This is a genomic window from Enterobacter sp. MGH119, assembly GCF_001037675.1.
GTDB classification, from domain to species: Bacteria; Pseudomonadota; Gammaproteobacteria; order Enterobacterales; family Enterobacteriaceae; genus Enterobacter; species Enterobacter hormaechei_C.
Map to the genome: position 1 here is coordinate 1 of NZ_KQ089930.1, position 24476 is coordinate 24476.

A 24476-nucleotide genomic window follows, 5' to 3' on the forward strand; every position below is an offset into this window, starting at 1 on the left:
CCACTAACACACAAGCTGATTCAGACTCCGGGCTGCTCCCCGTTCGCTCGCCGCTACTGGGGGAATCTCGGTTGATTTCTTTTCCTCGGGGTACTTAGATGTTTCAGTTCCCCCGGTTCGCCTCGTTAACCTATGTATTCAGTTAACGATAGTGTGTCGGAACACACTGGGTTTCCCCATTCGGACATCGCCGGGTCAAGGGTTCATATCACCTCGCCGGCGCTTTTCGCAGATTAGCACGTCCTTCATCGCCTCTGACTGCCAGGGCATCCACCGTGTACGCTTAGTCGCTTAACCTCACAACCCGAAGATGTTTCACTTCTGATTGCGAAAATTTGAGAGACTCGAACACACATGAGCTGTGTGTCGTTTCAATTTTCAGCTTGATCCAGATTTTTAAAGAGCAAATATCTCAAACGTGACTCGCAAGTCAGTTTTGAGATATGACGGCAGGTGACTTTCACTCACGAACCAGCAAGTGGCGTCCCCTAGGGGATTCGAACCCCTGTTACCGCCGTGAAAGGGCGGTGTCCTGGGCCTCTAGACGAAGGGGACGTACAGTCTCAATCGCAAGACGCCTTGCTATTTACTTTTCATCAGACAATCTGTGTGGACACTACAAAGGCAGGTTCTTTAAGGTAAGGAGGTGATCCAACCGCAGGTTCCCCTACGGTTACCTTGTTACGACTTCACCCCAGTCATGAATCACAAAGTGGTAAGCGCCCTCCCGAAGGTTAAGCTACCTACTTCTTTTGCAACCCACTCCCATGGTGTGACGGGCGGTGTGTACAAGGCCCGGGAACGTATTCACCGTGGCATTCTGATCCACGATTACTAGCGATTCCGACTTCATGGAGTCGAGTTGCAGACTCCAATCCGGACTACGACGCACTTTATGAGGTCCGCTTGCTCTCGCGAGGTCGCTTCTCTTTGTATGCGCCATTGTAGCACGTGTGTAGCCCTACTCGTAAGGGCCATGATGACTTGACGTCATCCCCACCTTCCTCCAGTTTATCACTGGCAGTCTCCTTTGAGTTCCCGGCCGGACCGCTGGCAACAAAGGATAAGGGTTGCGCTCGTTGCGGGACTTAACCCAACATTTCACAACACGAGCTGACGACAGCCATGCAGCACCTGTCTCAGAGTTCCCGAAGGCACCAATCCATCTCTGGTAAGTTCTCTGGATGTCAAGAGTAGGTAAGGTTCTTCGCGTTGCATCGAATTAAACCACATGCTCCACCGCTTGTGCGGGCCCCCGTCAATTCATTTGAGTTTTAACCTTGCGGCCGTACTCCCCAGGCGGTCGACTTAACGCGTTAGCTCCGGAAGCCACGCCTCAAGGGCACAACCTCCAAGTCGACATCGTTTACGGCGTGGACTACCAGGGTATCTAATCCTGTTTGCTCCCCACGCTTTCGCACCTGAGCGTCAGTCTTTGTCCAGGGGGCCGCCTTCGCCACCGGTATTCCTCCAGATCTCTACGCATTTCACCGCTACACCTGGAATTCTACCCCCCTCTACAAGACTCTAGCCTGCCAGTTTCGAATGCAGTTCCCAGGTTGAGCCCGGGGATTTCACATCCGACTTGACAGACCGCCTGCGTGCGCTTTACGCCCAGTAATTCCGATTAACGCTTGCACCCTCCGTATTACCGCGGCTGCTGGCACGGAGTTAGCCGGTGCTTCTTCTGCGGGTAACGTCAATCGACAAGGTTATTAACCTTATCGCCTTCCTCCCCGCTGAAAGTACTTTACAACCCGAAGGCCTTCTTCATACACGCGGCATGGCTGCATCAGGCTTGCGCCCATTGTGCAATATTCCCCACTGCTGCCTCCCGTAGGAGTCTGGACCGTGTCTCAGTTCCAGTGTGGCTGGTCATCCTCTCAGACCAGCTAGGGATCGTCGCCTAGGTGAGCCGTTACCCCACCTACTAGCTAATCCCATCTGGGCACATCCGATGGCAAGAGGCCCGAAGGTCCCCCTCTTTGGTCTTGCGACGTTATGCGGTATTAGCTACCGTTTCCAGTAGTTATCCCCCTCCATCAGGCAGTTTCCCAGACATTACTCACCCGTCCGCCACTCGTCAGCGAAGCAGCAAGCTGCTTCCTGTTACCGTTCGACTTGCATGTGTTAGGCCTGCCGCCAGCGTTCAATCTGAGCCATGATCAAACTCTTCAATTTAAAAGTTTGATGCTCAATGAATTAAACTTCGTAATGAATTACGTGTTCACTCGTTGAGACTTGGTATTCATTTAGTGTCCGAGGACATTAAGAATCCATGTCACTTTGAGTGCCCACACAGATTGTCTGATAAATTGTTAAAGAGCAGTGCCGCTTCGTTTTCGCTGCGGCGCGGGGTGTGCATATTACGCTTTCCCGCTTCAGAGTCAAGCGTTTGTTTTGCTTTTCTCTGCTGACCCGGCGGCGTGTGTGCCGTTGTTCCGTGTCAGTGGAGGCGCATTATAGGGAGTTATTCTGAGGCTGCAAGTGCAAAGTGAAAATTATTTACCGACTGCTCACTTTCCAGGCAAAACACATCTCAGACATTAATTCTTGCCTGGTTTTTAAACAAAAACGAGCCGCAAGCGGCCCGTTTTTGCGTTTTGTGACTTACTGCACTGCCACAATTCGGTCTTCGTTGGCTTCCAGACGGATAACTTTGCCCGGAACCAGCTCCCCAGAGAGGATTTGCTGCGCCAGCGGGTTTTCGATCTGCTGCTGGATAGCACGTTTTAACGGACGCGCACCATAAACAGGATCGTAACCATTCTCGCTCAGCAGTTTCAGCGCATCGTCGGAAATGTGGATTTCATACCCACGCTCTTCCAGACGTTTGTACAGACGCTGCAACTGGATCTGCGCAATCGACGCAATGTGTTTCTCACCCAGCGGATGGAACACGACCACTTCATCAATACGGTTGATGAACTCCGGACGGAAGTTTTGGCTGACCACACCCAGCACCAGATCTTTCATATGGCTGTAATCCAGCTCACCGAAGCGTTCCTGAATTAAATCGGAACCCAGGTTCGAGGTCATGATCACCACCGTGTTACGGAAGTCAACCGTTCTCCCCTGCCCGTCCGTCAGGCGTCCATCATCCAGTACCTGCAACAGGATGTTAAATACGTCAGGATGTGCCTTTTCCACTTCATCCAGCAGGATGACGGAATAAGGACGACGGCGAACCGCTTCCGTCAGATAACCGCCCTCTTCATAACCGACATATCCCGGAGGCGCACCGACCAGACGCGAGACGGCGTGTTTCTCCATAAACTCGGACATATCGATACGCACCATCGCGTCATCGCTGTCGAACATAAAGTTAGCCAGCGCTTTACACAGCTCGGTTTTACCGACACCGGTTGGCCCCAGGAACAGGAACGAGCCGATTGGACGATTCGGATCGGACAGCCCCGCACGGCTACGACGAATGGCGTTAGATACCGCTTCGACCGCTTCGTTCTGTCCAATGACGCGCTGATGCAGATCCTGCTCCATACGCAGCAGTTTCTCGCGTTCGCTTTCCATCATGCGAGCCACAGGAATACCCGTCCAGCGCGCCAGCACTTCGGCAATCTCGGCATCCGTCACTTTATTACGCAACAGACGCATGGTTTTGCCTTCCGATTGCGTGGCGATCTCAAGTTGTTTTTCCAGCTCAGGGATCTTGCCGTACTGTAGTTCGGACATCCGTGCCAGATCCCCTACGCGACGCGCCTGCTCAATGGCAATTTTAGCCTGCTCCAGCTCCGCCTTGATTGTCTGGGTGCCAGAGAGGGAGGCTTTCTCAGCTTTCCACTCTTCTTCCAGCTCAGAATACTGACGCTCTTTCTCGTCCAGTTCTTCGTTGAGCATATCAAGGCGTTTCTTGCTCGCTTCATCAGACTCTTTGCTCAGCGCCTGCTGTTCCAGCTTGAGCTGGATAATACGGCGATCGAGTCGGTCCAGCTCTTCCGGTTTCGAGTCAATCTGCATACGGATGCTGGACGCCGCTTCATCGATAAGGTCAATGGCTTTATCCGGCAACTGACGGTCGGCAATGTAACGATGCGAAAGCGTCGCCGCCGCAACGATGGCCGGGTCGGTGATCTGCACGTGATGGTGCAGCTCATAACGCTCTTTCAGACCACGCAAAATGGCGATGGTATCTTCAACGCTTGGTTCAGCGACAAACACCTTCTGGAAACGACGCTCCAGCGCGGCATCTTTCTCAATGTACTGACGATACTCGTCAAGCGTAGTGGCGCCGACGCAGTGAAGTTCACCGCGCGCCAGAGCAGGTTTCAGCATGTTCCCGGCATCCATTGCGCCGTCAGCTTTACCCGCCCCCACCATGGTGTGCAGTTCGTCGATAAACAGGATGACGTTACCTTCCTGTTTCGCCAGATCGTTCAGCACGCCTTTCAGACGCTCTTCAAATTCACCGCGGTATTTCGCCCCGGCCACCAGCGCGCCCATATCCAGCGCCAGTACGCGACGGCCTTTCAGCCCTTCGGGCACTTCGCCATTAACGATACGCTGCGCCAGCCCTTCAACAATGGCGGTTTTACCGACGCCTGGCTCACCAATCAGCACCGGGTTGTTTTTGGTACGACGTTGCAGTACCTGGATTGTCCGGCGGATTTCTTCGTCGCGGCCGATCACCGGGTCAAGTTTGCCCTGCTCGGCACGTTCGGTCAGGTCGACCGTAAATTTCTTCAAAGCCTGACGTTGGTCTTCGGCTCCCTGGTCGTTCACGCTTTCACCTCCGCGCATGTTCTCAATCGCCTGGGTCACATTAGCGGTGGTTGCACCGGCGGATTTCAGCAGGTCGGTTAAGGTACCGCGTGATTCAAGCGCCGCCAGAACAAAGAGCTCTGACGAAATAAAGTTGTCCCCACGTTTTTGCGCCAGCTTGTCGCAAAGGTTCAGCACGCGCACCAGATCCTGCGACGGCTGCACGTCGCCGCCGGTACCTTCTACCTGCGGTAAACGGCTCAGCGCCTGATCGATGGCGGTGCGTAACTGGCCGGCATTAATGCCAGCGGACGTTAATAAAGGACGTACCGATCCCCCTTCCTGATTCAGCAAGGCGCTCATTAGATGAAGAGGTTCGATAAATTGGTTGTCGTGCCCCAGTGCAAGGGACTGGGCATCGGCGAGAGCAAGCTGGAATTTATTAGTAAGACGATCCAGACGCATAACTCCTCCCATAACAGGTCAAATTTGCTACTGGAGATTAAATGAGGTCATCCCTCAATTATTCAAGGTTAATAACCTGAATTATGTGAAAAGAAAACGGCGCGTACCGGATCGTCTTGATTCTTTAGGTTATATCAGCCAAATGAAACTTGCCATACGGCCTGTCGTCTTGTCGCGGCGATAGGAGAAAAAATCACCCTTTTCGGTGAAGGTACAGCGATCTCCGCCGAAGATTTGGGTCACACCGACGTTATTCAGGCGCTGGCGGGCAAGCTGGTAAATATCGGCCAGATATTTATCTCCGGAAGCCACAAACGCTTCGACCGCTTGTGGATCTTTTTCCATAAAGGCATCGCGCACTTCGGGCCCGACCTCAAATGCCTGCGGGCCAATCGCCGGGCCAAGCCAGGCGATGAGATTTGCAGAATCGTCCTGGAAGCAGGCGACGGTCTCTTCCAGCACGCCTTCGCACAGGCCTCGCCATCCGGCGTGGGCAGCAGCCACTTCAGTTCCTGCCTGATTGCAGAACAACACCGGCAGGCAATCAGCAGTCATCACCGCGCAAACCGTTCCCGGCGTATTGCTGTACGAAGCATCGGCGCGTTTAGACGCATAGGGCTCACCCGTCAGCTTCAGCACCGCTTTACCGTGCACCTGCTCAAGCCAGACCGGTTTTGAAGGAAGGTTTCCCGCAGCAAAGAGGCGTTTACGGTTCTCTTCAACGTGCTCCAGGTTATCGCCACAGTGCGCACCGAGGTTCAAAGACTCCCACGCGCCCTGGCTCACGCCACCGATACGGGTTGAACTACAGGCGGCCACGCCTTCAGGCAGTGGCCACTCCGGGACAATCAGTTTGGTCATAACCAGTCCACGTGATCCTTATGTTCTTCGAAATCTGCGCGCATCGCGTCGATAAGTTCCACCATATCCTGTGGGATCGGCGCATGCCATTCCATCTGAATTCCGGTGATTGGGTGGTAAAGACGCAGCATCGTCGCATGCAGCGCTTGGCGATCGAATTTACGCAGCACGGAGATGAATTCATCCGATGCGCCCTTTGGTGGACGCGGACGACCGCCGTAAACCGGGTCACCCACCAGCGGATGGGTAATATGCGCCATGTGCACGCGGATCTGGTGAGTACGCCCGGTTTCCAGGCGCAGACGCAGGCGCGTATGAATACGGAAATGTTCCATGATGCGGTAATGGGTCACCGCCGGTTTGCCCATCGGGTGTACGGACATATGCGTACGCTTGGTTGGGTGACGGCTGATAGGCTCTTCCACCGTGCCGCCAGAGGTCATATGACCAATCGCCACCGCTTCATACTCACGGGTGATTTCGCGCAGTTGCAACGATTCCACCAGGCGAGTCTGGGCGGGAACCGTCTTCGCCACCACCATCAGACCCGTGGTGTCTTTATCCAGACGGTGAACAATACCGGCACGCGGTACGTCGGCAATCGGCGGATAATAATGAAGGAGTGCGTTAAGTACCGTACCGTCAGGATTGCCCGCGCCCGGGTGAACAACAAAGTCGCGCGGCTTGTTGATGACCAGAATGTCGTCATCTTCGTAGACGATATCCAGCGGGATATCCTGCGGCTCGAAGCGGATTTCCTCTTCGATTTCAGCATTGATGGCGACAGCTTCCCCACCAAACACTTTCTCTTTTGGTTTGTCCCAGATCTTGCCGTTTACCAGCACGCGCTGGTCAAGGATCCATTCTTTTATGCGTGAACGCGAATAATCAGGGAACAATTCGGCCAAAGCCTGATCTAAGCGTTGACCGAGCTGATTTTCGGAGACTGTTGCGGTGAGTTCTACTCGTTGTGCCATAAACTGCTTCTTCGTTTAACGTTGGGTTTTACGGCTTTGCCGTTTAATATAGTGTGCTATTGTAGCTGGTCTTAATCGGGAGCAGGAACTGAGTTTCTCCCGGACAAACATTTGAGGAAAGTCAAAACGTCATGACGCGCATGAAATATCTGGTGGCAGCGGCCACGTTGAGCCTGGCTTTGGTGGGCTGCTCCGGTTCGAATGAACAGGTCCCTGACAATCCGCCGAATGAAATCTATGCGACTGCACAACAAAAGTTGCAGGACGGTAACTGGAAACAGGCGATAACGCAACTGGAAGCGTTGGATAATCGCTATCCGTTTGGTCCGTATTCGCAGCAGGTACAGTTAGATCTTATCTACGCCTACTACAAAAATGCCGATCTGCCGCTGGCTCAGGCAACGATCGATCGTTTCATGCGTCTGAACCCTACCCATCCTAACATCGATTACGTGATGTACATGCGCGGCCTGACTAACATGGCGCTGGATGACAGTGCATTGCAGGGCTTCTTCGGGGTGGATCGTTCAGACCGTGACCCGCAACATGCGCGTGATGCTTTCAATGACTTCTCCAAACTGGTGCGTAGCTACCCGAACAGCCAGTACATTACCGATGCCACTAAGCGTCTGGTGTTCCTGAAAGATCGTCTGGCGAAATATGAGTACTCCGTTGCGGAATACTACACCCGCCGTGGCGCATGGGTTGCCGTGGTTAACCGTGTAGAAGGCATGCTGCGTGATTATCCGGATACCCAAGCCACGCGTGATGGCCTGAAGCTGATGGAAAATGCGTATCGCCAGATGCAGATGACGGCTCAGGCTGACAAAGTGGCGAAAATCATCGCCGCGAACAGCAGCAAAACCTGATACCGCTACAACGCATAACGGCAGCCCGCGGGCTGCCGTTTTTTTATTCTTTCAGACTTACGCTGAAGCGGTTTAGCTTCAACACATCCATTCAACTATGACCGCAATTGTTGGCTTCGACAAGGTAAATCTCACCTCTTCCTGCCCTGCCTCACAAAAAAGATTCCCTGACAAAAACCGACAAAATAACGTGATCTAAATCACACATTTTGACATTGGGTCGGGTATGCTGGAATCACCAAGACGGAAAGACAAGAGGTAAAATTTATGACAATGAACATTACCAGTAAACAAATGGAAATTACTCCGGCAATCCGCCAGCACGTCGCAGACCGTCTCGCCAAACTGGATAAATGGCAAACACATTTGATTAATCCACATATCATCCTGTCCAAGGAGCCGCAGGGTTTCATCGCTGATGCAACTATCAATACTCCAAACGGCCATCTGGTCGCCAGCGCAAAACACGAGGATATGTACACCGCAATTAACGATTTGATCAACAAGCTGGAACGGCAGCTCAATAAAGTGCAACACAAAGGTGAAGCACGTCGCGCCGCAACCTCGGTGAAAGACGCCAGCTTCGCGGAAGAAGTTGAAGAAGAGTAATCCTCTAAAATTGAGTGTACCGACAACGCGCCTTCGGGCGCGTTTTTTATTGACAGGATCAAAACAGTGCAGGTACTTTAACCCTATCAATTTCAGGATGACTTTATGAAACAGACGCCGTTTTTCTTCGCATTCTTTTTTACCTTCCCCTGACCGGGAGGCGTTTCGTCGTGTGATAAAGAATGCGAAGACGAACAACAAGGCCTCCCACACCGGGAGGCCTTTTTTATTGATAACGATAAAATGAGACAGACAACACTATGACACCGGAAAACCCGCTCCTGGATTTACGCGTAAAAATCAGTGCACTCGACGAAAAATTACTGGCCCTGCTGGCAGAACGCCGCGCACTCGCCGTTGAAGTGGGAAAAGCCAAGCTCGAGTCCCATCGGCCGGTGCGCGATATCGATCGCGAACGTGATTTACTGGAACGGTTGATTCAACTCGGCAAAGCGCGTCATCTGGATGCGCACTACATCACCCGCCTGTTCCAGCTCATCATCGAAGACTCCGTTCTGACGCAACAGGCCCTGCTCCAGCAGCATCTGAACAAAACCAACCCGCACTCTGCTCGTATCGCTTTCCTCGGCCCGAAAGGGTCCTATTCTCACCTGGCGGCTCGCCAGTACGCAGCCCGCCATTTCGAAGAGTTTATTGAGAGCGGCTGCGCGAAATTTGCAGACATTTTCAACCAGGTCGAAACCGGCCAGGCAGATTACGCCGTGGTGCCTATTGAGAACACCAGTTCCGGCGCCATCAACGATGTTTACGATTTGCTCCAGCACACCAGCCTGTCGTTAGTCGGCGAGTTGACCATCCCTATCGATCACTGTGTGCTGGTCTCTGGCTCAACCGATCTGAGTCAGATCGAAACGGTGTACAGTCACCCGCAGCCGTTCCAGCAGTGCAGCCAGTTCCTGAACCGTTATCCGCACTGGAAAATTGAGTACACCGAAAGCACCTCGGCGGCGATGGAAAAAGTGGCGCAGGCAAACTCTCCTGCCGTCGCGGCTCTCGGTAGCGAAGCGGGCGGCGCGCTGTATGGCTTACAGGTGCTGGAACGCAATCTGGCCAACCAGACGCAGAACATCACCCGTTTCGTGGTTCTGGCCCGCAAGGCCATCAACGTATCGGATCAGGTCCCGGCGAAAACCACCCTGCTGATGGCGACCGGCCAGCAGGCGGGTGCGCTGGTTGAAGCGCTGCTGGTGCTGCGTAATCACAACCTGATCATGACGAAGCTGGAATCCCGTCCAATCCATGGCAACCCGTGGGAAGAGATGTTCTATCTCGACGTTCAGGCCAACCTGGAGTCTGCATCCATGCAGAAAGCCCTGCGCGAACTGGGCGAGATCACACGCTCCATGAAAGTGCTGGGCTGCTATCCGAGCGAAACCGTGGTCCCGGTCGATCCGGCTTAATGTTCGATAAAGCGGCTTTTCTTCATCCCTGCCACATTTACTGGCAGGGTGAAGATGGCACCGGAAAGCGGGTATTTCGCCAGCTCCTCCGCCTCCATATTTTCCCGCGTGGTGGTGATAAACAGCGTTTTCATATCGTCGCCGCCAAAGCAGACCATTGTCGGGCAGCGTACCGGCAGCCGGTGCTCTTCCAGCTGTTCGCCTTGCGGTGAAAACCGTGCGATACGCCAGCCGTCAAACAGTGCGCTCCAGTAACAGCCTTCCTCATCCATTGCCGCACCGTCGGGAATACCGTCTCCCTCGCTAAACCGGCGAAACTCTTCGCGCTTACCGGGTTCCCCCTGCTCATCAAGCGGCGTACGGTAAATCACACCGTTCGGCGTATCAGAAGTAAACATCCACCGTTTGTCAGGACTAAACGCTAAACCGTTATGTCCGTGAATATCGCACTGGATCACTTTCGGCGTCAGGTCGTTGTCGATACGCATCAGCATGGCGCCGTTATAATCTCCCGGCCCCCAGAACGTGCCCGCATAAAACCGTCCCTGATGGTCGGTGCTTCCATCGTTAAAGCGTGCAAGCTGCGGGTTGGACGGGTTATCGCAAACCTTACGCTGGAGCAGGCCGTGTTTATCGGTCAGCCAGATGGCGTTTCGCATCGCGACGATAAATCCGCCGCGTTCACGCAGGGCAAAACACCCAACTTCTTCATGGAATGAGAGCACCGAGTGTTCCGCGGTGGGCAGATGGTACCGATGGATCTCCCCTTCCAGGATATCCGCCCAGTAGAGCGCCTTCTCTTCTGCACTCCACGTCGGGCATTCAGGCAGATGCCCGGTATAGTTCAACAGCAGCTGCGGTTCAGCCATGACAGTTCCCCAAAATGAAAAAAGCCAGCAATGCTGGCTTTCAGTATATACATCATTACATTACTGGCGACTGTCATTTGCCTGGCGCAACAGCGTGCGGCTTTCACTCTGGAATCGCGTGGCGTAATCACCGAACCAGTGCTCCACTTTACGGAAACTGTCGATAAACGCTTGTTTATCGCCGTGTTCCAGCAAGGTGATCGCTTCGCCAAAACGCTGATAGTAGCGCTTGATCAGCGCCAGGTTATTTTCAGACGACATGATGATGTCGGCGTAAAGCTGTGGATCCTGGGCAAACAGTCGCCCCACCATCGCCAGCTCCAGACGATAGATTGGCGAGGAAAGCGCCAGCAATTGTTCAAGCTGAACGTTCTCTTCCGCCAGGTGCAGACCATAGGCGAAGGTTGCAAAGTGGCGCAGCGCCTGAATAAACGCCATGTTCTGATCGTGCTCAACCGCACTGATACGGTGCAAACGTGCCCCCCAGACCTGAATCTGTTCCAGGAACCACTGATACGCTTCCGGCTGACGACCGTCGCAGTAAACCACTACCTGCTTCGCCAGGCTGCCGCTGTCCGGGCCAAACATCGGGTGTAACCCAAGCACGGGCCCGGTGTGCGCCGCCAGCATTGCCTGTAGAGGACCATTTTTAACGGACGCCAGATCCACCAGAATGCAATCTTCCGGCAGCGGAGGAAGTTTCGCGATAATCTGCTCCGTCACATGAATCGGTACGCTGACGATAACCATTCCGGCATCCTTCATGAGTTCCGGTGCATGCGGCCAGTCCTCTTTTTCCAGGATGCGCACCTGATAGCCAGAAAGCGTCAGCATTTTTTCAAACAGACGCCCCATCTGGCCGCCGCCACCGACAATCACCACCGGACGCAGCGACGGACAGAGGGTTTTGAAGCCCTTGTCGTTTTCGCTGGAATAGGATTCCCGCATCACACGACGCAGGACATCTTCAATTAAGTCCGGTGAAACGCCCAGCGCCTGTGCCTCTTTACGGCGGGAGGCGAGCATAGAGGCCTCACGCTCCGGAACGTAAATTGGCAGGCCGTATTTGCTTTTAACTTCGCCGACCTCAGCAACCAGTGCCATGCGGCGCGCCAGCAGATCCAGCAACGCCTTATCCACTTCATCAATTTGATCGCGTAATGCGGTCAATTCAGCAACCATAACTATCCTCTTATGCCAGACGCGTCGCCAGCTGGCCGTTCAAATCTTTGTGGATCTCACGCAGTAGCGCATCAGTGGTTTCCCAGCTGATGCAAGCATCCGTGACGGAGACGCCGGGCTTCATCGCGCTACGCGGCTGTTCCGATGACTGATTGCCTTCATGAATATTACTTTCAATCATCAGGCCGATAATTGAACGGTTACCATCTTTAATCTGTGCAATCACAGATTCTGCAACCGCAGGCTGGCGACGGTAATCTTTATTCGAATTACCATGACTGCAATCTACCATCAGCGCCGGACGCAGTCCCGCCTGTTCCATCTCTTTTTCACACTGCGCGACATCCGCCGGGCTGTAGTTTGGCGCTTTACCGCCGCGCAGGATCACATGCCCGTCCGGGTTGCCCTGAGTTTGCAGCAGGCATACCTGGCCCGCCTGGTTGATCCCGACAAAACGATGGGGCATAGCGGCGGCGCGCATGGCGTTAATCGCCGTAGCCAGGCTGCCGTCGGTACCGTTTTTAAAACCAACCGGCATAGACAGGCCAGACGCCATCTCGCGGTGGGTTTGCGACTCGGTGGTGCGCGCCCCAATCGCAGACCAGCTAAACAGATCGCCGAGGTACTGCGGGCTGTTCGGATCCAGCGCTTCGGTTGCCAGCGGCAGCCCCATGCTGACCAGCTCCACCAGCAGGCGACGCGCAATCTTCAGGCCCGCTTCCACATCAAACGAGCCATCCATGTGCGGATCGTTAATCAACCCTTTCCAGCCAACCGTAGTACGTGGCTTTTCAAAATAGACGCGCATCACCAGATAGAGGCTATCGCTGACCTCCTCCGCTAATGCTTTAAATCGACGAGCGTACTCAATGGCGGTTTCAGGATCGTGAATGGAGCAAGGACCACATACCACCAGCAGGCGCGGATCGCGGCCTGCGATAATGTCAGAAATGGTCTGGCGCGAGTGCTCAATCTGAGCTTCCTGCGCGACGCTCAGCGGGAATTCCGCCTTCAGTTGATCCGGGGTGATTAACACCTGTTCGTCAGTGATATGTACGTTGTTCAGCGCGTCTTTTTGCATGATTGCGATCCTGTCAAACTCGTTTGCGATAGTGGTTTTCCTCGAAGAGGTGACACAACGATATCACATCAAGTAAAGATTTCAATCCAAAATACGTACACATTACTTTACAGAAGCCCTTTAGTTGCAAAATTAATGGCCTAAAACCGTAAATTTAAAATTACACACGCACACTTGTAAGCCAGGCTATGCTCACAAAAAGGAGAATAGCCATGCGTTCAATTACTCTCATGTTGTTGTCGCTGATTTTGTCGGGTTGCCAGATCAATCCTTATACTTTTCAGCCTGGCTGGACCAGCCCGGACTGGTTCACTGCCGGTAAAGAAGACGCTATGAATGGTGTTCCGGTTAAAGATAACCAGGCGCTGGCCGATAGTTTTAATGACCCCCAGGTTGATCGAGGGGAATATCTTCGTGGCTACGCTGACGGACAGAAAAAAATATGCGAAGAGGGCTTTATTCACGCCTGGGGATTAGCGGGAAAATCATTTCCTGCCAGCTGCGATACAACTGAAAATGCAGTAAAACTGCATGAATCCTGGCAACAAGGATTGGATGAAAGTATGCGTTCCAGCAGGCTTAATTGAGCCTGCCTTAATTCCTCTGAATATAGCTCACTGTAAGATTTAGCTTAGGTCAAAACAGGGATATTTCTGACATAATGACGGCTTTGATAAACAATGGTATTCTGCCGACAATTCTTAAGGACATCTATTTCCGGGGCGGTTTGGCGGATTCTGATGAGAAATGCAATCTTGATCGCTTTGCTCCGACTCCCCCTGGCGCTAATGCTGTTCATTTTAGTGGCCCCTGCAAAGGCAGGCTCGTTCACTGAAACGGATAAATCAGTACGTTCGATTGTTTCTGGTATTGTGAGCTACACCCGATGGCCAGCACTGTCTGGCCAGCCTAAGCTCTGTATTTATGCCTCTTCCCATTACAGACAGGCGCTCAGCAGTGAAGATGAACACAACCCGTTGCCCTATAGTCCTGTCATTGTGCATAGCGATCGGGAAGCACTCACAGCAAGGTGCGATGCCCTCTATTTCGGGAGCGAGTCGCCAGCAAAACAACAGGAAATAATAAATCAATATCAGGACCAGGCGTTGCTATTAATGTCAGAACAAAATCCTGAATGCGTTATTGGCAGCGCATTTTGTCTGATAATAGAGCACAACCAGGTCAGGTTTTCCGTAAATCTGGATGCGCTGGCGCGCAGTGGCGTAAGAGTCAATCCGGATGTATTAATGCTCGCACGGAATAAGAAGCATGAATAAGGAAGTCGTACCAACACCGCGTCCGACGTTTAAAAGAACGTTGCGGCGAATCAGCATGATAAGCGTCATTATAACGATGACGTTTATATGGTTGCTGCTGTGTTTCGCTTCCGTGGTGACATTAAAGCAATACGCGCAAAAAAACCTCGAACTTACCGGCGCCACCATGAGCCACAGCCTTGAAGCCTCTCTGGTGTTCAACGATGCCATGGCAGCAAATGAAACGCTGGCGACCCTCGGCAAGCAGGGGCAGTTTGCCGTGGCGGAAGTGCTTAATGCACATCATAAACGGTTTGCCTGGTGGTCGTGGAACCCGGCGGATAATACCGACACGCTGGGCGCGCTGGTCAACCGGTGGCTGTTCCCTGTTCCTGTCGCACAGCCCATCATACATAACGGCAATGTGATTGGCGAAATTCGTCTGACCGCACGCGACAGCCTGATTAGCCACTTTATCTGGCTCTCGTTTGCAGTCCTCACCGGGTGCATTCTTTTTGCTTCTGCCGTCGCATTGACCATCACCCGCTCGCTACATCATGGCATGGTTGTTGAAATGCAAAACATCACTGACGTTGTGCATGACGTTCGCACCAACCGCAACTTTTCTCGCCGGGTAACGGAAGGCCGCATTGAAGAGTTCCACCAGTTTGGAGAAGACTTCAACAGCCTGCTGGATGAAATGGAAGAGTGGCAGCTCAAACTACAGGCGAAAAACGCTCAACTGTTGCGTACCGCCATGCACGATCCGCTCACGGGGCTTGCAAACCGCGCCGCGTTTCGCAACAACATTGCAGCATTAATGAATGACGCTTCGGCAAAAACCAATTCCGCCCTGCTATTTCTGGACGGTGATAACTTCAAGTTTATCAATGACACCTGGGGTCATGCCGCGGGTGACTGCGTTCTGATCGAAGCCGCAAAAAGGATGGTCGAATTTGGCGAAAAACGTCATCAGTCTTACCGTCTTGGCGGCGACGAATTTGCCATGATCCTTTACGGCGTCCACACCGCGCGTGAGGTCGAATATATTTGCGCTGCGCTGTCGCAGCAATTTATCCGTCCGTTTGATCTGCATAACGGGCACACAGCATCAATGTCACTCAGCATTGGCTTTGCTCTGGCATGGGAAAATGCCTCCGTTGAGGCCTTACTGGAGCAAGCCGATCGCAATATGTATCTGGTCAAAAACCAGCGTTCGAAAACAATATCCTGAAAGGAAGACGATATGTTAAAGCGATATTTTGCGCCGTTGTTACTGGCATCACTGGCAATGTCCGGATGCCAGTCATCCCCTGAAGGGAAATTCACGCCAGAGCAAATCGCGGCCATGAAATCCTATGGCTTTAACGAACTGAATGGCGACTGGTCTCTGGGCCTGTCAGATAAGATCCTGTTTGATAAAAATGACGCCAGGCTGCGCCCGGAAAGTGAAACGCAGATCCAGACTATGGCCTCACGCCTGGCGGCAACCGGCCTGAACCACGCCCGGATGGATGGCCATACGGATAACTATGGCGAAGAGAGCTACAACGAAGCGCTTTCGTTAAAACGTGCCAATGTTGTGGCGGATGCCTGGGCGAAGGGCGCGAACATCCCGCGCAGCAACCTCACCACGCGGGGCTTAGGCAAAAAATACCCTGTCAGCAGCAACCGCACTGCACAGGGGCGCGCTGAAAACCGCCGGGTTGCGGTAGTCATCAGCACGCCTTAAGGCTATTTAACGGATGTTCCGGCGAGCGACACGCCTGAAACCGCTCGCCAGCGCAGCCAGTCAATCACAATAAAGACCAACAGACTGACGCCCATTACCGGCAACACCAGCCCCAGCAGGAGGCTTATCAGGAACGTCACTCCCCTTCCCCACAGCGGCAATGCCAGCCAGCTTTGACAGAGCGTCTGTACCGGGTTCGCGGCTGACGTTGCAGGGCGACGCATCCACCACATCCGGTATCCCCAGATAATCAACACGCACAGCGCAACGCCAAACGCGATGAGCAGCAGCTGATTTGCCAGACCAAACAGGATCCCCATATGGAAATCCACGCCCCAGCGGGTGAGTTTAGCCATCAGCGGGAAATCCCCGAAGCGAGTGCTGTCCAGCACCTTCAGTGAGTGGGGATCCACGGCAACGGCATCAACCTGCGTCGGCCAGCGGCGATCGATTTCCGTCACCGTCCAGGCCCGGTCTTCCCTGCTTGCCGGGCGGATCTCAACCTTTTTCGCATCAATTCCTGACTGGCGGGCGGCCTGCAATACGCTGTCAAAAAGCGACAGTTCAACAGGCATTTCAGGCATCGTCATTCCCCCGTGATGACCACGATGTTCGGCGTGTTCATCCCTCATTTCCGGCGCACCGGAAAGGGTGGTATTTACCTGCGGCGTCAGCCAGTTCATCTCTGCACGCAGCTTATCGACGTTGCCACCGGCCCATTGTGACCAGGTTAACCCGGTGACTGAGAACAGCAGCATTCCCGTCAGTAACGTCCAGCCTAAGATCACATGCAGGCGACGACGATTCTGGAAACGATTGTTAATACGGCGCTTCGGTCGGGTGTAGAACCACAGCGCGATCCCGCCCAGGGCAGCAACCCACATCCACGAGGCGGCTAACTCGCTATAGAGGCGCCCGATGTTGCCCAGCATCAGCGAGGTATGCAGATAATCGATAGTCTGACGCAGCGGTAAAATCCCGCTGGTGCCGTACACAGTCATATCCCCTCGAACCTCAAGGCTGGCGGGATCAATAAAAATAGCCCGATGCTCGGAGGGACCCAGCGCCGGGTCGGCAAACATCACGCGGGTCGTTTCACCCTCTTCCAGCCCCGGACGAACAGCGTGTAAACGCAGCGCTGAACCCACGGCCTTTTCTGCCACGGCAATTTGTTTAGCAAGAGGCTGCGCCTCACCAACGGCATCCGTGTGGAGTGCATAATGGTACAGCGCATTTTCAAGCTGCGGCGTGGCGACATACAGCGTACCGGTCAGCGCTGCGAAGAAGATAAACGGACCGACAAACAGCCCGATATAGAAATGGAGGCGACGCAGCAGGTTTCCCCATGCCGCGCGCGGAGTGCAGGTAGTCATACTTTTCCTTTTTAAGGCAAAAAGTGAGTGATTTTGTTTTAAAGGGAGAAAGCAGACCGACGCGGCGGCGCGCGGGTATCGGGGTAAAGCCAGGGGAAAAAGTGCCAGTGGCTGACCGCCTGACGAGGCGGCTTCACGCGCAGCCGCTGCAACACCACGCTGAGCAGAACGATAAGCGCCAGCATCACGCCCGGTACATGCGCTAACAGCACGCAGTAGCCGCATGCTTCAGCATGGTCAACTGGCATAGAATGCGGCATATCACCATGATGCTCGTCCACCGACATCATGCTCATGTCGTGGTGCATGCCCGGCATGGCGCTCATGGGATCTTTTTGCAGCGAGACGGAGATCAGCGGCGCCACGACGATCAGCAGGATCGCAAACAGCGCGGTCAATGCCGCTGTGCGTTTCCAGCTATGCTGATGCAGTACGTTATCCACTTACCCTCCACCCAAGAGGCGAACATTGTAAATGATTTATGACGGAAGGGTTAACGCGAGAGGTGCGATGAGATAAAAAAAGGGCCAGCCTTTCGGCCAGCCCTTTCTAACAGGATGTCGCTTAAGCGAATCTTAGTTCAGACGCTCTTTAATACGAGCAGACTTACCAGTACGCTCACGCAGGTAGTACAGTTTAGCTTTACGTACAGCACCACGACGTTTAACAGCAATGCTGTCAACTACCGGAGAGTGAGTCTGGAAGACACGCTCAACGCCTTCGCCGTTGGAAATTTTACGAACAGTGAATGCAGAGTGCAGACCGCGGTTACGAATAGCGATAACCACGCCCTCGAATGCCTGCAGACGTTTTTTGGAACCTTCAACAACCCATACTTTCACTTCCACGGTGTCACCTGGACGGAAGGAAGGTACGTCCTGCTTCATCTGCTCTTGTTCAAGTTGCTTAATAATGTTGCTCATAATTTAATCTCTTATCCTGGGTAAACTGATATTCGGGAGCGTATTACGCTTTCCCATCATGTTCATGCTGCTGGTGCGCGTGTTCAGTTTTGAACTCGGCCAGCAACTTTGCTTGCTCTTCAGTCAGAGCCAGGTTTTCCAGAAGTTCAGGTCTTCTAAGCCAGGTTCGGCCCAGCGACTGCTTCAAACGCCAGCGACGTATCTCGGCATGGTTTCCAGACAGTAACACTGCCGGGACTTCCATCCCTTCTAACACTTCAGGACGAGTATAGTGTGGACAGTCCAGCAACCCATCGGCAAAGGAATCTTCCGTTGCCGAAGCTTCATGGCCCAGAACCCCCGGAATAAACCGGGCGACGGAGTCAATCAGCGTCATTGCCGGTAACTCACCACCGCTGAGAACGTAATCGCCGATAGACCATTCTTCGTCAATCTCGGTTTGAATTACGCGCTCATCTATTCCTTCGTAGCGACCACAGACCAGAATCAGTTTTTGATTCGTCGCCAGTTCGCTCACGCCCGCTTGATCAAGCTTGCGTCCCTGAGGTGACAGATAAATCACCTTCGCGCCTTCACCTGCCGCGGCTTTTGCTGTGTGAATGGCGTCCCGTAAGGGTTGCACCATCATCAACATCCCCGGTCCGCCGCCGTAAGGACGATCGTCCACGGTACGGTGCCGGTCGTGCGTGAAGTCACGAGGACTCCAGCTCTGGATGCTCAGCAGGCCATTCTTTACTGCCCGGCCAGTTACCCCGTAATCGGTAATCGCGCGGAACATTTCAGGAAACAGGCTAATTATGCCAATCCACATAGCGCCGTCTTTTACCGTTTATCCGGAGAATTTAAAAACCAGGATCCCAATCTACTTCAATGGTTTGAGTAGTGAGATCGACTTTCTTGATAACCTGTCCATCGAGGAACGGAACCAACCGCTCCTTGATGCCAAATGCATCTTTCAGGTTTGCCTTAATGACGAGAACGTCATTTGACCCGGTTTCCATCATGTCGATGACTTTCCCCAGGCTGTAGCCTTCAGTGGTCACTACCTGGCAACCCATAAGGTCTTTCCAGTAGTAGTCACCCTCTTCCAGCTGCGGCAACTGCGACGAATCCACGACAATCTCACAATTAGTCAGCGCATTCGCGGCATCACGATCGTCAATGCCTTTCAGCTTGATGATGATGTCCTGATTGTGGTGACGCCAGCTTTCCAGCTCGACCTCTTCCCACTTACCGGCTTTCTGGATAAACCAGGGCTGGTAATCAAAAATGCTATCAGCGTCTTCAGTGGAGGAAAACACTCTGAGCCAACCACGGATACCGTAGCAAGAACCCATTTTTCCCAATACGATCGGTTCAACAGGTGCTTTATTGCTCATCATGACCACCGTGACAGATTAAGCTGCTTTGTTTGCTGCTTTGATCAGCGTAGCAACGCGATCGGAAACAGTAGCGCCCTGGCCAACCCAGTGAGCGATACGATCCAGATCCAGACGGGTTTCTTCTTCTGCGCCAGCGGCCAGTGGGTTGAAGAAACCAACGCGCTCGATGAAGCGACCGTTGCGTGCATTACGGCTGTCAGTCACAACAACCTGGTAGAACGGACGCTTTTTAGCGCCGTGACGTGCTAAACGAATAGTTACCATAACATCCTCTTGTGTGAATAAAACAACCGGGCCCCATCGAGGAACGGAGCCCGGGTGTCATATTAAAAGCCCGAAAATTTTACTCATTTTCGGGCAAAAAGCAATCTCAAAAGCGATTATCGCCCAGGAAAACCGGGCGGCATCATGCCTTTCATGCCGCGCATCATCTTCGCCATGCCGCCTTTCTTCATTTTCTTCATCATGCGCTGCATGTCGTCGAACTGTTTCAGAAGGCGGTTTACGTCCTGCACCTGCATGCCGCAACCGGCAGCGATACGGCGTTTACGGGAACCTTTGATGATTTCTGGCTTCGCGCGCTCTTTCAGCGTCATCGAGTTGATGATGGCCTCCATACGCACCAGCACTTTGTCATCCATCTGGGATTTGACGTTGTCCGGGATCTGGCCCATGCCTGGCAGTTTGCCCATCAGGCTTGCCATGCCGCCCATGTTTTTCATCTGACGCAGCTGCTCAAGGAAGTCGGTCAGATCGAAACCGTCACCTTTTTTCAGCTTGCTGGCGAGTTTTTCCGCCTGGGCGCGGTCAACCTTGCTTTCAATATCTTCGATCAGCGACAGCACGTCGCCCATGCCGAGGATACGGGAGGCAATACGATCCGGATGGAACGGCTCCAGCGCTTCGGTTTTCTCGCCCACGCCGAGGAACTTAATTGGCTTACCGGTAATATGACGAATAGACAGCGCCGCACCGCCGCGGGCATCGCCGTCGACTTTGGTCAGCACCACGCCGGTTAACGGCAGGGCTTCGTTAAACGCTTTTGCGGTGTTTGCCGCATCCTGACCGGTCATGGCGTCAACAACAAACAGGGTCTCTACTGGATTGATAGAGGCATGAACCTGCTTGATTTCGTCCATCATCGCTTCGTCAACGTGCAGTCGACCGGCGGTATCCACCAGCAGCACGTCGTAGAATTTCAGCTTCGCCTCTTTCAGCGCCGCGTTAACGATGTCGACAGGCTTCTGGGCCACGTCGGACGGGAAGAAGTCCACGCCAACCTGCTCGGCCAGCGTTTCCAGCTGTTTGATCGCCGCCGGGCGATACACGTCCGCCGACACCACCAGCACCTTTTTCTTGTGCTTTTCGCGCAGGAATTTCCCCAGCTTACCGACGCTGGTGGTTTTACCCGCACCTTGCAGACCCGCCATCAGCACGACGGCTGGCGGCTGAGCCGCCAGGTTAAGCACCTGGTTCTCTTCGCCCATCGCCGAAACCAGCTCGTTACGGACGATTTTGACGAACTCCTGACCCGGAGTCAGGCTCTTGTTCACTTCATGGCCAACCGCTTTCTCTTTCACGCGGTTGATAAAGTCACGCACGACCGGCAACGCGACGTCTGCTTCCAGCAGCGCCATGCGCACTTCGCGCAGCGTTTCCTTGATGTTCTCTTCGGTGAGGCGTCCACGGCCGCTGATGTTGCGCAGCGTGCGCGACAAACGATCGGTTAAATTATCAAACATTGTCTCTCGCCTGGGGTAGAAACGTTAGGTCGCCTGGGCGACACATACACAGAATTTTGCCGGAGTATAACATGAAGGCGCCTTTGTTGTTATGCAACGGTTGGAGCAGGCGTCACGTAACGTTATACTGCTTCTCTTTCTTATTAAGACAACTGTCGACGCCTATATGCCTGTTTTCGCACTGATCGCCCTTGTTGCCTACTCTGTCAGCCTCGCGCTGATCATTCCTGGCCTGCTGCAAAAAAACAGCGGCTGGCGGCGCATGGCTATTCTTTCGGCAGTGATCGCACTGATTAGCCACGCCTTTGCGCTGGAATCACGCATTATCCCCGGCGACGGCAGCGTGCAAAATCTGAGCGTACTGAACGTCGGCTCGCTGGTCAGCCTGATGATCTGTACGGTCATGACCATTGTCGCGTCTAAAAACCGTGGCTGGCTGCTGCTGCCGATAGTCTACGCCTTTGCGCTGATCAATCTGGCGTTAGCCACGTTCATGCCCAATGAGTTTATTACTCACCTGGAAGCCACGCCGGGGATGCTGGTGCATATCGGCCTGTCGCTCTTTGCCTACGCGACGCTGATCATCGCCGCCCTTTACGCCATGCAGCTCGCCTGGATTGACTACCAGCTGAAAAATAAAAAGCTGGCGTTTAACCACGAAATGCCGCCGCTGATGGTGATTGAGCGTAAGATGTTCCACATCACCCAGGTCGGCGTGGTGCTGCTGACGCTCACGCTGTGCACAGGCTTGTTTTACATGAAGAACCTGTTCAGCGTGGAGAATATCGATAAAGCGGTGCTCTCCATCATCGCGTGGTTTGTCTATATTGTCCTGTTATGGGGCCATTATCATGAAGGCTGGCGCGGTCGCCGCGTGGTCTGGTTCAACGTTGCGGGTGCGGGCATTCTCACGCTTGCCTATTTTGGTAGCCGCTTCATACAGCAATTTGCTGGCTAAGTAACAAAAGGAGTTCCCCCTGGAACACATCTCTACCACCACGCTGATCGTCATTCTGGTCATCATGGTGGTCATCTCCGCTTATTTCTCTGGCTCTGAAACCGGCATGATGACGCTGAACCGCTACCGGTTACGTCATCGCGCCAAGCAGGGTAACCGTGCCGCGCGTCGTGTCGAAAAGCTTCTGCGTAAGCCGGACCGTCTGATTAGCCTGGTGCTTATCGGTAACAACCTGGTCAATATTCTCGCCTCTGCACTGGGCACCATCGTCGGGATGCGTCTGTACGGCAACGCAGGCGTGGCGATTGCCACAGGTGTGCTCACGTTTGTGGTACTGGTGTTTGCGGAAGTGTTGCCCAAAACCATCGCGGCGCTTTACCCGGAAAAAGTCGCCTACCCGAGCAGCTTCCTGTTAGCACCGCTGCTTATTCTGATGATGCCGCTGGTCTGGCTGCTGAATATGGTGACACGGGTGCTGATGCGCATGGTCGGTATAAAGGCAGACGTCACCATCAGTAGCGCGCTCAGCAAAGACGAACTGCGTACCATCGTGAACGAATCCCGCTCGCAGATCTCCCGCCGCAATCAGGACATGCTCCTGTCGGTGCTGGATCTGGAAAAGGTCAGCGTTGACGACATCATGGTGCCGCGCAATGAAATCGTCGGGATTGATATCAACGACGACTGGAAGGCCATTGTCCGCCAGCTGACGCACTCCCCGCACGGGCGTATCGTCCTCTATCGCGATTCTCTCGACGATGCCATCAGCATGCTGCGCGTGCGCGAGGCCTATCGCCTGATGACCGAGAAAAACGAGTTCACCAAAGAGGTAATGCTGCGCGCCGCCGACGAAATTTACTACGTGCCGGAAGGCACCCCACTCAGCACGCAGCTGGTGAAGTTCCAGCGCAACAAGAAGAAAGTCGGCCTGGTGGTGGATGAATACGGCGATATACAGGGGCTGGTGACGGTCGAAGATATTCTGGAAGAGATTGTCGGGGACTTTACCACCTCAATGTCGCCTTCCCTTGCGGAAGAAGTCACCCCGCAAAACGACGGGTCAGTGCTTATCGACGGCAGCGCCAACATTCGTGAAATCAATAAAGCGTTCAACTGGCATTTGCCGGAAGACGAAGCGCGGACGATGAACGGAATGATCCTGGAAGCGCTGGAAGAGATCCCGGCGACAGGCACGCGCGTGCGTATTGAGCAGTATGATATTGATATTCTGGACGTTCAGGACAACATGATTAAGCAGGTTAAGGTCCTGCCCGTTAAACCTTTACGCGAAAGTATCGCCGAGTAATGTTGTAGGCCGGGTGAGGCGAAGCCGCCACCCGGCACTACGGGTCGGCAAATTACGCTTTCGCTTTCGCCACGGTCACCATCGCAGCGCGAATAGTACGGCCGTTCAGGGTATACCCTTTCTGCATCACGCCCAGCACGTTACCCGCGGCAACGTCTTCGGATTCCACCATCGCAATGGCCTGGTGAACGTTTGGATCCAGCGGTACATCCGTATCGGCAATCACTTCAACACCGAACTTACGCACCACATCCAGCATGGATTTCAGCGTCAGCTCAATGCCTTCAATCATTGCCGCGTTATCCGGGTTAGCTTTATCCGCCACTTCCAGCGCGCGATCCAGGCTGTCGATCACCGGAAGCAGTTCGTTGACGAATTTCTCCAGCGCAAATTTGTGCGCCTTTTCAACGTCCAGCTCGGTACGACGGCGCAGGTTTTCCATTTCCGCTTTGATACGCAGTACGCCATCGCGTTCGCGATTCTGCGCTTCTACCAACTGAGCTTCCAGGTTGGCAATTTTTTCATCGCGCGGGTCCACCTGCTCAGCAGACGTGTCTGGCTCTACTGCCTCAACTTCATCGTGCTGTTCCGTGATAATTTCTTCAGGGGCTTGCCCCTCAGGCGTTTTCTGTTCTTTACTACTCATGAATTTCTCCGCGTTTTTCTGCATTCATCTCGCTAACTTCGCTTATTATGGGGATCAGTTTCCTGGATTCAAGGGAACAAGGCAGATTGTCATCATTCATCAGGC

Annotated in this window: 24 protein-coding genes, 1 tRNA gene, 2 rRNA genes and 1 other annotated feature; of the genes, 10 read left to right on the top strand and 17 right to left on the bottom strand. The window is 53.6% G+C overall.

The genetic code is table 11. The features are described from left to right. From SK53_RS11325 to rluD, 6 genes are all read right to left on the bottom strand, one after another. Positions 1-297: ribosomal RNA gene (locus SK53_RS11325) — 23S ribosomal RNA — on the bottom strand; the annotation flags it as partial. A 182-nt stretch (positions 298-479) separates the two neighbouring features. Further along, positions 480-555, bottom strand: a tRNA-Glu gene (locus SK53_RS11330). 84 nt (positions 556-639) lie between these two features. Next, positions 640-2181, bottom strand: a 16S ribosomal RNA gene (locus SK53_RS11335). Between the two features lie 429 nt (positions 2182-2610). Continuing rightward, positions 2611-5184: an ATP-dependent chaperone ClpB gene (clpB, locus tag SK53_RS11340; RefSeq protein ID WP_048209437.1), complete on the bottom strand. Its 2574-nt coding sequence runs from the start codon at positions 5182-5184 to the stop codon at positions 2611-2613. A 129-nt stretch (positions 5185-5313) separates the two neighbouring features. After that, complete coding sequence (gene yfiH, locus SK53_RS11345) at positions 5314-6045, bottom strand: purine nucleoside phosphorylase YfiH (RefSeq protein ID WP_003863167.1); 732 nt, start codon at positions 6043-6045, stop codon at positions 5314-5316. After that, positions 6042-7022: a 23S rRNA pseudouridine(1911/1915/1917) synthase RluD gene (rluD, locus tag SK53_RS11350; protein ID WP_003863165.1), complete on the bottom strand. Its 981-nt coding sequence runs from the start codon at positions 7020-7022 to the stop codon at positions 6042-6044. The genes yfiH and rluD overlap by 4 nt, the downstream gene beginning before the upstream one ends. 131 nt (positions 7023-7153) lie before the next feature. Here rluD and bamD point away from each other — a divergent pair, with 131 nt between their 5' ends. The 4 genes from bamD to pheA all read left to right on the top strand — a co-directional run bounded on the left by bamD (position 7154) and on the right by pheA (position 9921). Beyond that, on the top strand, positions 7154-7891 hold the full coding sequence (gene bamD, locus SK53_RS11355; RefSeq protein WP_048209438.1) for an outer membrane protein assembly factor BamD: 738 nt from the start codon (positions 7154-7156) through the stop codon (positions 7889-7891). Between the two features lie 267 nt (positions 7892-8158). Continuing rightward, entirely contained in the window at positions 8159-8500 is a 342-nt protein-coding gene (gene raiA / locus SK53_RS11360) for a ribosome-associated translation inhibitor RaiA (protein WP_003863162.1), read from the top strand. Between the two features lie 104 nt (positions 8501-8604). Further along, positions 8605-8730, top strand: a sequence feature (Phe leader region). Continuing rightward, positions 8606-8653, top strand: coding sequence for a pheA operon leader peptide PheL (gene pheL, locus SK53_RS23615; protein WP_100229775.1), 48 nt, complete (start codon positions 8606-8608; stop codon positions 8651-8653). It overlaps the preceding feature by 48 nt. 30 nt (positions 8731-8760) lie before the next feature. Further along, positions 8761-9921: a bifunctional chorismate mutase/prephenate dehydratase gene (pheA, locus tag SK53_RS11365; RefSeq protein ID WP_048209439.1), complete on the top strand. Its 1161-nt coding sequence runs from the start codon at positions 8761-8763 to the stop codon at positions 9919-9921. Here pheA and SK53_RS11370 read toward each other — a convergent pair. From SK53_RS11370 to aroF, 3 genes are read right to left on the bottom strand one after another with little or no spacing between them, the layout of a single operon-like run. Beyond that, positions 9918-10790, bottom strand: a complete 873-nt coding sequence (locus tag SK53_RS11370; protein WP_048209441.1) for an SMP-30/gluconolactonase/LRE family protein — start codon at positions 10788-10790, stop codon at positions 9918-9920. The two genes, pheA and SK53_RS11370, sit on opposite strands and share 4 nt — an antisense overlap. A 60-nt stretch (positions 10791-10850) precedes the next feature. Next, on the bottom strand, positions 10851-11972 hold the full coding sequence (gene tyrA, locus SK53_RS11375; RefSeq protein WP_022649060.1) for a bifunctional chorismate mutase/prephenate dehydrogenase: 1122 nt from the start codon (positions 11970-11972) through the stop codon (positions 10851-10853). Positions 11973-11982: 10 nt separating this feature from the next. Further along, the gene (gene aroF, locus SK53_RS11380) at positions 11983-13053 is read right to left on the bottom strand and encodes a 3-deoxy-7-phosphoheptulonate synthase AroF (RefSeq protein ID WP_006811632.1); all 1071 of its coding nucleotides are present in this window, start codon (positions 13051-13053) and stop codon (positions 11983-11985) included. 212 nt (positions 13054-13265) lie between these two features. Here aroF and SK53_RS11385 point away from each other — a divergent pair, with 212 nt between their 5' ends. The 4 genes from SK53_RS11385 to SK53_RS11400 all read left to right on the top strand — a co-directional run bounded on the left by SK53_RS11385 (position 13266) and on the right by SK53_RS11400 (position 16041). Then, positions 13266-13640, top strand: a complete 375-nt coding sequence (locus tag SK53_RS11385; RefSeq protein WP_003863151.1) for a DUF2799 domain-containing protein — start codon at positions 13266-13268, stop codon at positions 13638-13640. 153 nt (positions 13641-13793) lie between these two features. Continuing rightward, positions 13794-14330 carry a regulatory sequestration protein YfiR gene (locus SK53_RS11390; protein ID WP_023323613.1) on the top strand — a complete coding sequence of 179 codons (537 nt, stop codon included), beginning with the start codon at positions 13794-13796 and terminating at the stop codon, positions 14328-14330. Then, positions 14323-15543: a diguanylate cyclase DgcN/YfiN gene (gene dgcN / locus SK53_RS11395; RefSeq protein ID WP_023323614.1), complete on the top strand. Its 1221-nt coding sequence runs from the start codon at positions 14323-14325 to the stop codon at positions 15541-15543. The genes SK53_RS11390 and dgcN overlap by 8 nt, the downstream gene beginning before the upstream one ends. Positions 15544-15555: 12 nt before the next feature. Further along, positions 15556-16041: an OmpA family protein gene (locus SK53_RS11400; RefSeq protein WP_003863144.1), complete on the top strand. Its 486-nt coding sequence runs from the start codon at positions 15556-15558 to the stop codon at positions 16039-16041. Between the two features lie 2 nt (positions 16042-16043). Here the strand turns inward: SK53_RS11400 and SK53_RS11405 are convergent, their stop codons facing one another. From SK53_RS11405 to ffh, 7 genes are all read right to left on the bottom strand, one after another. Further along, positions 16044-17414, bottom strand: coding sequence for a PepSY-associated TM helix domain-containing protein (locus tag SK53_RS11405; protein WP_048209442.1), 1371 nt, complete (start codon positions 17412-17414; stop codon positions 16044-16046). Positions 17415-17452: 38 nt separating this feature from the next. Further along, entirely contained in the window at positions 17453-17857 is a 405-nt protein-coding gene (locus SK53_RS11410) for a DUF2946 domain-containing protein (protein ID WP_046621127.1), read from the bottom strand. 132 nt (positions 17858-17989) lie between these two features. After that, positions 17990-18337 (bottom strand): 50S ribosomal protein L19, encoded by a 348-nt coding sequence (gene rplS, locus SK53_RS11415; RefSeq protein WP_002914145.1) that lies wholly within the window; start codon positions 18335-18337, stop codon positions 17990-17992. Between the two features lie 43 nt (positions 18338-18380). Beyond that, positions 18381-19148, bottom strand: a complete 768-nt coding sequence (gene trmD / locus SK53_RS11420; RefSeq protein WP_003863138.1) for a tRNA (guanosine(37)-N1)-methyltransferase TrmD — start codon at positions 19146-19148, stop codon at positions 18381-18383. 31 nt (positions 19149-19179) lie between these two features. Next, positions 19180-19719, bottom strand: a complete 540-nt coding sequence (gene rimM / locus SK53_RS11425; protein ID WP_003863136.1) for a ribosome maturation factor RimM — start codon at positions 19717-19719, stop codon at positions 19180-19182. A 15-nt stretch (positions 19720-19734) separates the two neighbouring features. Beyond that, on the bottom strand, positions 19735-19983 hold the full coding sequence (gene rpsP, locus SK53_RS11430) for a 30S ribosomal protein S16 (RefSeq protein WP_003863133.1): 249 nt from the start codon (positions 19981-19983) through the stop codon (positions 19735-19737). Positions 19984-20099: 116 nt separating this feature from the next. Continuing rightward, positions 20100-21461 (bottom strand): signal recognition particle protein, encoded by a 1362-nt coding sequence (gene ffh, locus SK53_RS11435; protein WP_003863132.1) that lies wholly within the window; start codon positions 21459-21461, stop codon positions 20100-20102. Positions 21462-21627: 166 nt separating this feature from the next. Between ffh and SK53_RS11440 the strand changes: the two genes are divergently transcribed. Next, entirely contained in the window at positions 21628-22419 is a 792-nt protein-coding gene (locus tag SK53_RS11440; protein ID WP_003863130.1) for a cytochrome C assembly family protein, read from the top strand. Between the two features lie 19 nt (positions 22420-22438). Beyond that, positions 22439-23725 (top strand): HlyC/CorC family transporter, encoded by a 1287-nt coding sequence (locus SK53_RS11445; RefSeq protein WP_032609927.1) that lies wholly within the window; start codon positions 22439-22441, stop codon positions 23723-23725. Positions 23726-23777: 52 nt separating this feature from the next. On the opposite strand, the gene grpE is transcribed toward SK53_RS11445, so the two are convergent. After that, positions 23778-24371, bottom strand: a complete 594-nt coding sequence (grpE, locus tag SK53_RS11450; protein WP_003863126.1) for a nucleotide exchange factor GrpE — start codon at positions 24369-24371, stop codon at positions 23778-23780. Between the last annotated feature and the right edge of the window lie 105 nt (positions 24372-24476).

Bases quoted from the DNA above. Each gene is read 5' to 3' on its own strand.
- SK53_RS11390 (WP_023323613.1), top strand. From the start codon at position 13,794: ATGAGAAATGCAATCTTGATCGCTTTGCTCCGACTCCCCCTGGCGCTA.
- SK53_RS11400 (WP_003863144.1), top strand. From the start codon at position 15,556: ATGTTAAAGCGATATTTTGCGCCGTTGTTACTGGCATCACTGGCAATG.
- grpE (WP_003863126.1), bottom strand. From the start codon at position 24,371: ATGAGTAGTAAAGAACAGAAAACGCCTGAGGGGCAAGCCCCTGAAGAA.
- SK53_RS11370 (WP_048209441.1), bottom strand. From the start codon at position 10,790: ATGGCTGAACCGCAGCTGCTGTTGAACTATACCGGGCATCTGCCTGAA.
- rimM (WP_003863136.1), bottom strand. From the start codon at position 19,719: ATGATGAGCAATAAAGCACCTGTTGAACCGATCGTATTGGGAAAAATG.
- yfiH (WP_003863167.1), bottom strand. From the start codon at position 6,045: ATGACCAAACTGATTGTCCCGGAGTGGCCACTGCCTGAAGGCGTGGCC.
- ffh (WP_003863132.1), bottom strand. From the start codon at position 21,461: ATGTTTGATAATTTAACCGATCGTTTGTCGCGCACGCTGCGCAACATC.
- rplS (WP_002914145.1), bottom strand. From the start codon at position 18,337: ATGAGCAACATTATTAAGCAACTTGAACAAGAGCAGATGAAGCAGGAC.
- aroF (WP_006811632.1), bottom strand. From the start codon at position 13,053: ATGCAAAAAGACGCGCTGAACAACGTACATATCACTGACGAACAGGTG.
- SK53_RS11385 (WP_003863151.1), top strand. From the start codon at position 13,266: ATGCGTTCAATTACTCTCATGTTGTTGTCGCTGATTTTGTCGGGTTGC.
- bamD (WP_048209438.1), top strand. From the start codon at position 7,154: ATGACGCGCATGAAATATCTGGTGGCAGCGGCCACGTTGAGCCTGGCT.
- raiA (WP_003863162.1), top strand. From the start codon at position 8,159: ATGACAATGAACATTACCAGTAAACAAATGGAAATTACTCCGGCAATC.
- pheA (WP_048209439.1), top strand. From the start codon at position 8,761: ATGACACCGGAAAACCCGCTCCTGGATTTACGCGTAAAAATCAGTGCA.
- tyrA (WP_022649060.1), bottom strand. From the start codon at position 11,972: ATGGTTGCTGAATTGACCGCATTACGCGATCAAATTGATGAAGTGGAT.
- rpsP (WP_003863133.1), bottom strand. From the start codon at position 19,983: ATGGTAACTATTCGTTTAGCACGTCACGGCGCTAAAAAGCGTCCGTTC.
- rluD (WP_003863165.1), bottom strand. From the start codon at position 7,022: ATGGCACAACGAGTAGAACTCACCGCAACAGTCTCCGAAAATCAGCTC.
- dgcN (WP_023323614.1), top strand. From the start codon at position 14,323: ATGAATAAGGAAGTCGTACCAACACCGCGTCCGACGTTTAAAAGAACG.
- clpB (WP_048209437.1), bottom strand. From the start codon at position 5,184: ATGCGTCTGGATCGTCTTACTAATAAATTCCAGCTTGCTCTCGCCGAT.
- SK53_RS11440 (WP_003863130.1), top strand. From the start codon at position 21,628: ATGCCTGTTTTCGCACTGATCGCCCTTGTTGCCTACTCTGTCAGCCTC.
- trmD (WP_003863138.1), bottom strand. From the start codon at position 19,148: ATGTGGATTGGCATAATTAGCCTGTTTCCTGAAATGTTCCGCGCGATT.
- SK53_RS11405 (WP_048209442.1), bottom strand. From the start codon at position 17,414: ATGACTACCTGCACTCCGCGCGCGGCATGGGGAAACCTGCTGCGTCGC.